The sequence below is a fragment of the Streptomyces sp. NPDC041968 genome (assembly GCF_055589025.1).
Genome location: NZ_JBVJCB010000007.1, coordinates 397,780 through 408,752, shown reverse-complemented (window position 1 = coordinate 408,752; position 10,973 = coordinate 397,780). Strand labels below are relative to the sequence as shown.

At 72.1% G+C, this 10,973-nt stretch carries 10 protein-coding genes; all 10 read right to left on the bottom strand.

Annotated features, from left to right (window positions below; translation table 11 throughout):
- Positions 1 to 22 precede the first annotated feature (22 nt).
- The 10 genes from ACZ6EG_RS19830 to ACZ6EG_RS19785 are packed head-to-tail and all read right to left on the bottom strand — an operon-like array spanning position 23 to position 10,968.
- Positions 23 to 829 carry a class I SAM-dependent methyltransferase gene (locus ACZ6EG_RS19830; RefSeq protein WP_391972241.1) on the bottom strand — a complete coding sequence of 269 codons (807 nt, stop codon included), beginning with the start codon at positions 827 to 829 and terminating at the stop codon, positions 23 to 25.
- 6 nt (positions 830 to 835) lie between these two features.
- Complete coding sequence (locus tag ACZ6EG_RS19825) at positions 836 to 1,744, bottom strand: amidohydrolase family protein (protein WP_391972242.1); 909 nt, start codon at positions 1,742 to 1,744, stop codon at positions 836 to 838.
- Positions 1,741 to 3,666 (bottom strand): beta-galactosidase trimerization domain-containing protein, encoded by a 1,926-nt coding sequence (locus ACZ6EG_RS19820; RefSeq protein ID WP_391972243.1) that lies wholly within the window; start codon positions 3,664 to 3,666, stop codon positions 1,741 to 1,743. Before ACZ6EG_RS19820 ends, ACZ6EG_RS19825 begins: the two co-directional genes overlap by 4 nt.
- Positions 3,654 to 4,799, bottom strand: coding sequence for a DegT/DnrJ/EryC1/StrS family aminotransferase (locus ACZ6EG_RS19815; RefSeq protein ID WP_391972244.1), 1,146 nt, complete (start codon positions 4,797 to 4,799; stop codon positions 3,654 to 3,656). Before ACZ6EG_RS19815 ends, ACZ6EG_RS19820 begins: the two co-directional genes overlap by 13 nt.
- Complete coding sequence (locus ACZ6EG_RS19810; RefSeq protein WP_391972245.1) at positions 4,796 to 5,560, bottom strand: nucleotidyltransferase family protein; 765 nt, start codon at positions 5,558 to 5,560, stop codon at positions 4,796 to 4,798. Before ACZ6EG_RS19810 ends, ACZ6EG_RS19815 begins: the two co-directional genes overlap by 4 nt.
- Positions 5,557 to 6,639, bottom strand: coding sequence for a glycosyltransferase family 4 protein (locus tag ACZ6EG_RS19805; protein ID WP_391972246.1), 1,083 nt, complete (start codon positions 6,637 to 6,639; stop codon positions 5,557 to 5,559). The genes ACZ6EG_RS19810 and ACZ6EG_RS19805 overlap by 4 nt, the downstream gene beginning before the upstream one ends.
- Positions 6,636 to 7,619, bottom strand: coding sequence for an NAD-dependent epimerase/dehydratase family protein (locus ACZ6EG_RS19800; protein WP_469606115.1), 984 nt, complete (start codon positions 7,617 to 7,619; stop codon positions 6,636 to 6,638). Before ACZ6EG_RS19800 ends, ACZ6EG_RS19805 begins: the two co-directional genes overlap by 4 nt.
- Positions 7,612 to 8,916, bottom strand: coding sequence for a nucleotide sugar dehydrogenase (locus tag ACZ6EG_RS19795; RefSeq protein WP_391972248.1), 1,305 nt, complete (start codon positions 8,914 to 8,916; stop codon positions 7,612 to 7,614). The genes ACZ6EG_RS19800 and ACZ6EG_RS19795 overlap by 8 nt, the downstream gene beginning before the upstream one ends.
- Before the next feature lie 49 nt (positions 8,917 to 8,965).
- Entirely contained in the window at positions 8,966 to 10,099 is a 1,134-nt protein-coding gene (locus ACZ6EG_RS19790) for a hypothetical protein (protein WP_391972249.1), read from the bottom strand.
- 47 nt (positions 10,100 to 10,146) lie between these two features.
- On the bottom strand, positions 10,147 to 10,968 hold the full coding sequence (locus ACZ6EG_RS19785; RefSeq protein WP_391972250.1) for a creatininase family protein: 822 nt from the start codon (positions 10,966 to 10,968) through the stop codon (positions 10,147 to 10,149).
- Between the last annotated feature and the right edge of the window lie 5 nt (positions 10,969 to 10,973).

Genomic DNA, 10,973 nt, shown 5'->3' with positions numbered 1-10,973 from the left:
CGCACCTCCCCCTCGTCCCGGGTTACTTGACGCCCCATGCGAAGAGCCAGCGGCGGGGCACCTCGGTCAGCTCCAGCCGCTCGAAGGTGGTCCGCAGTCCCTCGGCCAGCGCCGCGGAACCGAGGGCCGGATCGTCGATCCCGGTCGCGCCCTCGATGAACACCGAGTACCGGCACAGGGCCTCCCAGTCCTGGAGCGTCCAGGCGTACACCGCCTCCTCCGACGTGACCCGGGAGAATCCCGCGGCCGCGAACAGCTCCTCGTGCTGCTGGGGGGTGAGTGTCTGCATCGCCACCGGCTTGGTCCGGGTGACCACGAGGTCGCTGCCCGCCGCACGCAGGACCTCCCGCGTGGCACGCAGCCAGTGGGCGTAGAAGGGCCGGGTCTCGGGCAGGACGGCCCCCTCGTAGAACAAGGTGTTCAGGGCGCATCGCCCACCCGGCGCGAGCAGCCGGTGACAGCCCTCGACCACGGCGCCGCGCTCCGCCGCCGGTATCTGGTGCATCACGTTGCTGAGGACGGCGACGTCCACGGGTCCGGTCAGGGACTCGACGTCCTGAGCGCGTCCCTGTACGAAGCGCACCTTGGGGTCGCGCAGTCGTGTGCGGGCGATGGCGAGTTCGTGTTCCGAGGGGTCGATACCGATGACCGCGCCGACGTGCGCGGCGCGGGCGAGGAACAGTTCGGTGGCGAGGCCGGAGCCGCAGCCGACGTCGGCGACGACGCCGCCGGCGGGTGCCTCGCAGATGTCGACGAGACGCTGGGTCACGTCGCCGTACAGGGGGCGACGCGACATGGCGTCGAACTCGTGGCCGTGGACGAAGGACATCGCACCTCAACTCGTCGGTTCGGGCGGGAAGTCGGAATGGCTCGGGAGGGCGGTGCGGGCGAGCAGCCGCTCGGCCGTGCCGCCCATGAGGGCGTGGTACTCCGGCGGTGAGAGCGGGGCGCCGCCCGGCGGCCACAACGCGTGGTCGTGGGCCAACCGCGCCATCCTGGCCACGGATCCGGTCATGGAGGCGAAGGGGAAGTCGGTCCCCCACAGCAGGCGGTCCAGGACGCCGCTGTCACGGGCGTACGCCAGTGCCGAGGCCACGGTCGCGGGCGGCTGGTACGAGCCGAAGATGGACAGGTCCGCGTAGAGGCGGGGACGGCGGGCGAGCAGGTCGACGCACTGCCGGGTCCAGGGGGTGCCGAGGTGGGCGAGGATCACCGTGAGGCCGGGGAAGTCCTTGGCCACCTGCTCCACGAGCAGCGGGGAGAAGTAGCGGGGGTCGGCGTTCCGGGAGGGGGTGTACCCGGTGTGCATCAGGACCGGGATGCCGAGGTCCTGGGCGGTCTCGTAGACGTCGTACCAGCGGCGGTCCGCCGGGGACATGCGCAGGTAGCAGGGGGCGGTCTTCAGTCCGCTCAGTCCCAGGGCCGTCACGGCGTGGCGCAGGCGCGCGGCCGCGCCCGGGGTGCCCGCGTCCACGGAGGCGAAGCCGGTGAACCGGTCGGGGTGGCGGGCACACAGCTCGGCGACGAACTCGTTGGGTACCGAGAAGCCCTCGACACGCCGCACGTCGAAAGCGAGCAGCACGACCCGGTCGACGCCCGCCGCGTCCATCTCGGCGAGCAGCTTCGCCTCCGGCGCGGACAGCGCCTCGGGTGGCATGCCGGTCGTAGCGGTCATCTGCGCGGCGAACCGGGCCGAGTAGTGGCGGTAGTACTCCCCCGCGTGCACATGCGCGTCGATGATCACGAGCGTCGCTCCTCGGACCGTGACCGGTGGCCCGGGTGGTCCGGTGCCTGGTCCGTGGCCCCGTCGCGCCAGAACAGCAGGCGGATGCCCTTGGGCTCCAGCGACAGCTGCTCCGTGGCCTGCGGGGTGCCGTCCGCGGTCGGGCGCCGCACGGTCGTCCGCACCGGCTCGGGCGAGTGGTTGATCACCACAGCGCAGCGTTCGGCGCCGCGGCCGAGCACGGTCGTCTCGACGACCGGGTCGTCGACGGTCAGCGGCGCGCGTACGCCCGCCGCCTCGGCCAGGGCCGCGTACAGCCGGTGCCAGGACGCCTCCTGAAGACGAAAGGGGGCGTTGAGCTGGGCCTCCAGCGGGGCGTTGAGGTAGTGGGCGGTCCCCTCGCCCAGACGGTGGCGGGTCAGCGCGGGCGAGCCGTCGGCGAACGCGGCGAGCACCTCGGCGCCCACCGCGTCGATCACCGGAACGGGACCGGGCTCCCAGTGCAGCGGGTAGTGCTCGCCCGCCCAGGTGAAGCCGGCGTGGGTGCCGGCGGCCAGGGTGAAGTCGCGGACCCGGATGCCGAACAGCTCCTCGTCGCCGGCGCCGTCCAGCAGGCTGCCCGTGGAGTAGAGCAGTACGCCGCCGGAGGTGACGTACCGCTCCAGTCGGCGGCGGTCGGGCAGCGAGAGCTGCCGAACCGAAGGGCAGATCAGCAGGGCGTGGCGCTCCAGCTCCGCGTCACGGTGGGTGAACTCGTAGGGCAGGTGTGCCTGCTGGAGGAGCAGATGGGCGTAGAAGGGGGCGGGGGCGTCGCTGCCCGACGGGGTCAGATAGCCGGCGCCGTCCTCGGGCTCGTGCCCGGGAACGAAGACGCCCACCGGGGCGGGCAGGGGCCGGAATCCGGCCAGCTCACCGGTGACGCGCCGGGCGAACGCCCGGTACTCGGCCAGGACGGGCTTCTCGCGGCCGTCCGCGGCCAGCAGGCCGACGCGCCGCTCGTTGGGCCGCAGGGCGTACGGCCTGCGGTCGGTGGTGAAGTCCTGCCAGCACCACACGGCCGTGCCGACGGCTCCGGCCGCGAAGGCGGAGTGGGCCGCGGCCCGCAGATAGCCCGCCGCCGTCGCCTCGTCGCAGCCGTAACTGCCCAGCTCGTCGACGTACACGGGCCGGTGGGCGCTGCCGCGCCGCACGAGGTAGGGCACGAACGCGGTGGCCTTGTGGGCGGCGACGGACTCGATGTGGAACGGCGTCCACACCGGGAAGCCGTGCAGTCCCAGCAGGTCCAGCGGCCGGGCGTGCTCCGGGCGGAAGGCGTGGCCGCCGAGGACCGCGGACGCCTCGTTGGCCTGGAGGACCAGGGCGGCGGGGTCGGCGGCGCGGATCGCGTCCGCGAGCCTCCCCCACCACGCACGGACCTCGTCCGCGTCCAGCGCCGCGGACGACGCGGAGTCCGCGTGGATGATCTCGTCTCCGAGGTCGTACGCCAGGACGTTCGGCGCGTCCCGCAGTGCGGTGGCGATGTGGTGGGCGAAGGCCCGCTGACGCTCGACCAGGTCCGCGTCACGCCACAGGTCCCGGCCGCCGCGCCACGGCGGGTCGAAGCGCTGGCCGTTCATCCAGATGGTGAGCAGGGAGGGAAGGCAGAACAGGCCGTGACGGTCGGCGGTCTTGGCCAGTTCCCGCAACCGGTCCGTCATCACCGGGTCGTAGAGGCCCTCCTCGGGCTCGAAGTCGGCCCAGAAGACGAAGAACCGCACGGTGTCGACACCCACCGCGGCCATGCGGCGGAAGTCGTCGTCGATGCGGGCGCCGTCCCACTCCCGCCAGTAGTCGCATCCGGTGGTCGAGGGGTGGTAGTTGACGCCGACGCTGGTGAAGGGCCGCCCGTCGCGGTGCGGGACACCGTCGACGAGGGTGACGCGGCCTCCGCTCACGGGCGCCATGCGGCGCTCACCGCCTCCGCGACCCGTCCGACCCCGGCCTCCCCGAGGTCCGGGTACAGCGGCAGGGAGAGCTGGCGGGCCATCACGTCCTCGGTCACCGGCAGCAGACCCGGTCCGAGGCCGTAGCGTTCCCGGTAGGCGGTGAACAGGTGAGTGGGCGGATAGTGCACCCCGCTCTGCACCCGTGCCGCGCGCAGCCGGTCCTGCAGCGCCTCACGGTCGGCGCCTGCGGGCAGCAGCACCGCGAAGAGGTGGTGGGCGCCCTCCTCCACCGGCCGGGCGGCGAACGGCACGGTGAGTCCGGGGAGCCCGGCCAGCTGCTCTCGGTATCCGAGGACCGCTTCCCGGCGGCGGGCCTGCGCGGCGGGCAGGGCGTCGAGCTGGACACGTCCGATGGCGCAGGCGATCTCCGTGGACCGGTAGTTGAGGCCGAGGCCGTCGACGTCGTAGCCGGAGGGCCCACCGCGGTGGCGCTGCTTGGCGCTGACGGTGAGGGCGTGCGAGCGCAGCCGTCTGATCCGCTCGCGCAGGGCGGGGTCGCGGGCGATCACCATGCCGCCCTCGCCCATGGCCAGGTTCTTGGTGGCGAAGAAGCTGTAGCAGCCGATGTCGCCGACCGTGCCGAGCATCCCGTGGACCGAGTCGGTGACGGGGGCGTGGGCGCAGTCCTCGATCAGGGCCAGCCCATGGGCGCGGGCCAGCCGGGAGAGAGCCGTGAGGTCGGCGGCGTGCCCGCCGTAGTGCATGGCGACGATCGCCCGGGTGCGCGGGGTGATGCGGCCGGCGGCGTCCTCGGGGGCGAGGCACAGGTCGTGCGGGCCCCCGATGTCGGCGAACACGGGGGTCGCGCCGGACAGGGCGACGGTCGCGGCGGCCGACACGAAGTTCAGCGAGGGCAGCACCACCTCGTCGCCCGGGCCGATGTCCAGGGCCAGCATCGCCAGGTGCAGGGCTGCGGTGCCACTGCTGACGGCGATCGCGGACTCGACACCGAGGGCGGCGGCGTACTTGCCCTCGAAGTCCTCCGTGACGGGTCCGGCCGACAGCCATCCGGAGCGCAGGACCTCCGTGACCGCCTCGACCTCGGCGGGACCGAACCCGGGGCGGTACAGCGGGATGTCGAAGGCCGTCATCCGGTCACCGCCCTCGAGAACGCGCCGGTGTCCGCGCACCGTTCGGCCGCGCCCCGCCGGCCCAGGTAGCGGGCCCGGTCGGCGCGGAACGCCGTGGTGGCGAGGTCGAGTTGCTCGGGTGTGCCGATGTCGCGCCAGTCGCCCTCGACGACGTAGCCCTCGACGCGCTCGCCGTGCGCGCGGGCACGGTCGAGCAGGGCGGGCATGTCGTGCCGTCCCCGGGGTGGCAGGAAGCGCAGCAGGGAAGGTTCGAGGACGTAGATGCCGGCACTGACCAGGAAGGTGAGCCGCGGCTTCTCGCGGAAGTCGGTCACGCGCCGTTCTTCGTCGAGTTCCACCACACCGTGCGCGATGTCGATCTCCTGAGGGCTGAGCGCGATCGTGGCGGCGGCTTGCGACTTCCCGTGGTGGGACCACAGGTCGGCGAAGTCGACGTCGGTGAGCAGGTCCGCGTTCATCACGAGGGTGGACTCCTCGAAGGGCGGCAGCAGGGCGAGCGGACCGGCGGTGCCCAGCGGCTCCTCCTCCAGCGAGAAGTCCAGTTCCAGTCCGGACCAGCGGTTCCCGCCGAAACTGGCCCGGATCATGTGGGCCCGGTAGCCGAGGGAGAGCGTCACACGGGTGAAGCCCGCGTTCTTCAGCTGCGTGAGGATGATGTGCAGGATCGGTATGCCGTCGATCGGTATGAGGGGTTTGGGGACGGTCAGGGTGGCGGGCCGCAGTCGGCGTCCCTCGCCTCCGGCCAGTACCACTGCTCTCATCGGGCCTTCTCCGTTTGCTTCCGGGCGGCGATCAGCGTGCGGTAGACGGTGTGGACCCGGTCGGCGACCGCGTCCCAGCCGAGTTCTCGGCGCACCCTGTCGTGGCCGTACCGCCCCATGGCGCGGCGTTCCGAGGGCCGCGCGAGGAGCCGGCCGACCGCCTCGGCGACGGGCCCGGCGGCGGGCCGGGCGAGCAGGCCGTCCCGTCCGTGGGTGACGACCTCCCCGCTGCCGAGGAAGGTGGAGGCGACGACGGGCTTGCCGCAGGCCCACGCCTCCACGTAGACGAGGGGGAAGAGGTCGACGGTGGAGGGCACGCACACCAGCTCACAGGCGGCGAGCGCGCTGTGTTTGGCGTCCTCGTCGGCCAGGTCGAGTTCGATGACGCGGGGGTCGGCGTACTCCGCGAACCGCTGTGCGCAGTCGTCGTCCCAACGGGGTCCCATGAACACGAAGGAGGTGTCCGGGTGGTCCTCCCAGATGAGCCGGGTCGCCTCCAGGAGCGTGACGTAGCCCTTCGAGCGCATCTTGCGGCCGAGGAAGAGCACCATGGGCCCGTCGATGCCGTGTTCGCGGCGGAACCGGGCGGGGTCGGGGGTGCCGGGCAGGTGCGGTCCCTGGCCGATGATGTGCAGGGCCGAACCGCGGACACCGGCGTCGCGCAGCGTGTCCCGCTCCGCCGCGGAAAGCGCGAAGACGGCGTCCGCGCGCCGGCACGCGTCGAGTACGGCCGCCCGGTCCGGCCAGACCTCGGGCGCGGACGCGGGGGTGACGGCGAACGGCACGTCCCAGGCCCGTGCCAGGCGCAGGCCGACCGCGATGTCCTGCGGGTGGTAGGCGTCGAAGGCGTGGACCAGGTCCGCCGGGTCGGCGTCGTCGGGGGTGGCCGGCAACGGCTGGACCTTCACGCCGGTCTCCCGCATGAACCGCGCGGTGTCCTGGTCGACGTGGCCCGAGTACACGCCGACGTCCCATCCGCGCCGGCTCATCGTCGCGGCGAGGTACTGCGTCATCAGCTCGGCGCCGGCCCGCGCCGGGAAGTAGCCTCGGTGGACGTATCGCACGCGCAAGCCGCTCACGCCCCGGTTCCGCGCGCCGCGATGTCCTGTGCGTACCAGGCGCAGGTGCGGCGCAGTCCTTCGTCCAGACCGACCTTGGAGCGGTAGCCGGTCAGTTCGCGCAACCGGGTGACGTCGGGCAGGCGCCGGGCCGGGGACAGCGGGGGCGCGGGGTGGACGTCGACGGCCGGGTGGCGGTCCAGGGTGTCGAAGACCTTCCGGGCCAGGTCCCTGATGCGGATCTCCTCCTCGTCGTTGCCGACGTTGACGAGCAGGGGTTCCTTGGTCGGCAGGGCGGTCAGCGCGATGATCGCGTCGACGGCGTCGTCGACGTGGCAGAAGGCGCGGGTCTGGTCGGCGCCGTGGATCTCGAAGGGGTCGGCACCACGGAGCAGCCGCTCGACGAACTGCGGGATCACATGGTCGTAGCCCATGCGCGGGCCGTAGACGTTGTGGAAACGCACCATGCGCAGGGGGAAGCCGTGGGCGCGTGCGTAGGTGCGGCACAGCACCTCCCCGGCGATCTTGCTGAAACCGTAGGAGGAGCGGGCCACGGTGGGGTCGGGCAGCATCAGCGGAACGTCCTCGGCGGTGGGCACGGCGGCGAGGCCGGCCTCCACGCTGCCCGCGTACGCCTCGCTGGACGAGGCGAAGCAGAGGGTCGCGCCGGTCAGCCCCGCGAGCCAGTCGAGGAGGTGGACGGTGGTGAGCAGGTTGGTACGCAGCACCCGTCGGGGGTTGTCGTTGGACTCGGCGACTCCCACCACGGCAGCCAGGTGGTAGACCTCGGTGAAGTCGTCGGCGAGCAGCCCGTCGGGCACGGGGGTGGTCAGATCGTGTTCGACCAGCTCGACGTGGCCGAGCAGATCGGACAGCGCGGTGTCGGACCGGCCCCTGCTGAAGTCGTCGAGCAAGGTCACGTCGCTGGTGGCGGACAGTCGGCGGGCCAGGTGCAGGCCGATGAAGCCGGCCCCTCCGGTGATCAGGGTCTTCTTAGGCACGGCCGAGCCTCATCGCCTTCGTCGAGGGCGGGAGGACCCGCCAGGTGTCGTAGACCACGGCCGGCTCCGCCATCCGCGCCACCAGGTCCGCGGCGTCGATGTCTCCGTAGCGGGGGTGGTCGTTGAGGAGGACGGCCGCGTGGGCCCCGGTGAAGCCCTCGGTCAGGTCGACCGCGCGGACGCCCAGCGCCTCGATGCGGGCCGACGGCACCACGAAGTCGTGGCCGACGATCTCCTTGACGCGCTCCCTGAGGAACGGCAGCAGGCGCTCGTAGGGGGCGCCGCGCAGGTCGTCGGTCTCGGGGCGGCCCTTGTAGGCGAAGCCCGAGAGCAGGATCCGGGCGTCGGCCGGGTCCTGGCCGCGCTCCCGGAGCGCGGCCAGGACGCGTTCACCGACCCTGCGCGGCATGGACTCGTTGAGGCTGCGCGCGGCGGTGATCATCTGCGGCGTGTGGCCGTACGCGGCGACCGAGTGGGTGAGGAGGTAGGGGTCCTTGGTCAAGCAACTGCCGCCGACGAAGCCCGGCTTGTGGAGGGTGGGCCTCGGGTAGCCGAGGTTGGCGGAGTCGATGACCTCCCGCGCGTCCAGACCGAGTTTCTCGGTGAGGAGAGCGACCTCGTTGCCGAAGCCGTAGATCAGGTCGGTGTGGCAGTTGCAGACCAGCTTGACCAGTTCGGCGGCCTCCAGTGAGGAGACGGGCACCACCTGGTCGGTGAGGGTGGCGAAGAACTCCGCCGCCCGCTTGCCGGCCTCGTCGGTCAGGCCGCCGACGATCTGCGGCAGCGACAGCACCTCCGCGAGCGCCTGCCCCTGGATGGTGCGCTCGGGGCAGTAGGCGAGCAGTGGTTCGGCGGTCCTGCGGCGCAGGACGGGCAGCACCAGGTCTCGCGAGGTGCGTACCGGGACGGTGCTGCGCACGATGACCAGGGTGTCGTCGTCGGTGCCCGCCGCGATCGCCTCGGTGGCGGCCCGCAGATGGCTCAGGTCGGGCGTGGCGCCGCCGACCCGGATGGGTGTGCCGACGCAGATGATCACGACGGGCGGCAGTCTCCGCTCGCCGAGGTCGCCCGTGACGGCGAAGGCGCCGGACTCGACGCCGTCCCGGACGGCCTCCTCGACGCCCGGCTCGGCCACCTGGAGCCGCCCCTGGGCGAGTTCCTCCGCCACCGCCGGATTGTTCTCGTAGCCGAGGACGCTTCTGCCGGTGCTGAGCAGAGCGGCGGCGAGGGTGACGCCGACGTAGCCCAGCCCGACGACGCACACGTCGAATTCCTCGTACGGCCTGTTCGCTGGCATTGACATGACTCCCTGGATGTGGCGCGTGGGAAGATGGAGCGGCGGTGGGTCAGCCGACGACCCAGTGGGTCTTCTCGGCTCGGCCGCCAAGCTGCCGTTTCTGGTCGTCGAGGCCCTTCACCTCGGAACCGCCCGCGTCGACCTCGCGGATGCCGTGCCGCCACATCTTCTGGAACACGGTCAGCCAGACGTACTGGGGAATGGCGGTGAAGCCGGTGGGGTCCTTCAGGACGCCGGTCAGCCGCTCGGGAAAGCGCATGGTCATCGTGCAGTAGAGCGAGGCCCTGAGCGGGGCGGTGCGCTCGCCCGCGAAGAACAGCACGGGGATCTCCTCACCGTCCGGCAGGAAGAGGCCGCCGAGATAGGCGAAGTAGTCCCGCTCGTTCTGCCCGCCAGGGCGCTGGGTGATCAGCGCGCGGTAGTCCTCGGGGGTGGAACCGACCAGGGTGCCCTGCTCCCGGCGGGCGTCGAAGTAGCCCTCGACGATGGCGCGGGCCTTGCGCGTCTCCGGCTCGGTGTAGCCGTACGGGCGGATACGGAACTGCAGGTGGTCGTTGCGCTGGAGGAAGTTCTCGAACCGGCGGAAGGCGAGGCGGCTCTTGCTCTTGTACCGGCGGTGCTCCTCGCTCGGCAGGTTGCGCACGCGGAGGCTGCCGTCCGGCTGTTCGTCGAAGAGCGTGTCGAGGTAGTAGACGCGATTGGGGTGGGTCTCGTCCTCCTCGGGCGCCACCGGGTGCCACGGATCCTTGGTCACCGGGTCGAAGCCGGCGTCCAGGAAGGCGGCATGGTCCTCCGGCGTCAGGTGGCGGACGTAGACCGAGGTCAGGGCGAGCCCGGCCTCGCGGACGGCGGCGATGAAGGACGTGACGGCCGCCACCTTCCCCGGGCCCTTCGGCGCGACGAGGTGCAGGTGCTTGGCCGGGCCGTCCTCCTTGCTGAAGTAGCCGACGCCGAAGAGGTTCTCACCGTCGTGGTAGACCAGGCCGTTGGGATGGCGGGTGCTGGTGCCGCGCAGGTTGTAGCCGTTGGTGTACAGCATCAGCCCCAGGTGCCCCATCGCGAACGACCCGTCCTTGAATCGCTGGATGGCGTCGAAGGACTCCTCCACAGGGCGCAGCTTGTCCCCGAAGAGGCTCTCCAGGCGGGCTTCGAACTCATCGCGTTCATGGGGAGGCAGGCGCATGGGTTCTCCTCTGGTCGAAGGCGCGCGGTGCACGAGTACGGTCCTGCTCACGGGGACGCGGCGACGTGCCCGGGGCCGCTGGACGCGGCGGGCCGTCCGGCGGCGTCCCGGGCGGGTTTGCCCAGCAGTTCGACGATGCCGTCGACCAGGTGCCAGAACAGGCGCTCCCCCAGCTCGGCCGAGGCGCCGGTGGCGGAGGACAGCACGCCCTGGTTGGAGATCTTCTCGGCGTCGACAGGATGCCGGTAGACACCCGCGGGCGGCGGCGAGGCGTGGCTGGGCCGCTGAGCGCGCACGACGTCGGGGCGCAGGTACATCATCAGGCTCGTCTCGGTCAGCCCCGCGTGCTCCGCGTGCCAGCCGGGGAACCGCGGGATGTGCTCGCCGAGCCAGTCCTCGGTGACCAGGCTCCACCAGCTGAAGGCGACCACCTCGGTGTCGGGGAACACGGTGCCCGGCGCACACCCGTCGATCGCCTCGAAGAGCAGGCCCTCGTTCTCGTAGTGCCCGTTGATCACGACGAGCCGGCCGAGGCCGAGGCGGGACAGGGCCGTCAGGCAGTCCGTGAGGTACGCGATGAAGGTGGCGCCGCCGAGATGCACGGTGCCGGGGAAGTGGAGCCCGCCACCGCTCTGCGGCAGTGACCTCGCCGAGACCGGCTGGCCGGGCAGCAGCAGCCCGCCGACCTCCGCGGCCACCTGCCGGGCCAGCGCGTCGGGGATGTCCATGTCGACGGAGAGCGGAAGGTGGGGGCCGTGCTGCTCCAGTCCTCCCACCGGCCACACCAGGGTGGCGCCGCGCATGGCCGTCGGCACCTCCGGACTGGTCAGGTCTCCGTAACGGGGTACGTTCGTGTCGCGTTGCCGCATCGCCC

Excerpts from the sequence above, each read along its gene's own strand:
- ACZ6EG_RS19830 (WP_391972241.1), bottom strand. The coding sequence starts at position 829 with ATGTCCTTCGTCCACGGCCACGAGTTCGACGCCATGTCGCGTCGCCCC.
- ACZ6EG_RS19820 (WP_391972243.1), bottom strand. The coding sequence starts at position 3,666 with ATGGCGCCCGTGAGCGGAGGCCGCGTCACCCTCGTCGACGGTGTCCCG.
- ACZ6EG_RS19815 (WP_391972244.1), bottom strand. The coding sequence starts at position 4,799 with ATGACGGCCTTCGACATCCCGCTGTACCGCCCCGGGTTCGGTCCCGCC.
- ACZ6EG_RS19810 (WP_391972245.1), bottom strand. The coding sequence starts at position 5,560 with ATGAGAGCAGTGGTACTGGCCGGAGGCGAGGGACGCCGACTGCGGCCC.
- ACZ6EG_RS19795 (WP_391972248.1), bottom strand. The coding sequence starts at position 8,916 with ATGCCAGCGAACAGGCCGTACGAGGAATTCGACGTGTGCGTCGTCGGG.
- ACZ6EG_RS19790 (WP_391972249.1), bottom strand. The coding sequence starts at position 10,099 with ATGCGCCTGCCTCCCCATGAACGCGATGAGTTCGAAGCCCGCCTGGAG.
- ACZ6EG_RS19785 (WP_391972250.1), bottom strand. The coding sequence starts at position 10,968 with ATGCGGCAACGCGACACGAACGTACCCCGTTACGGAGACCTGACCAGT.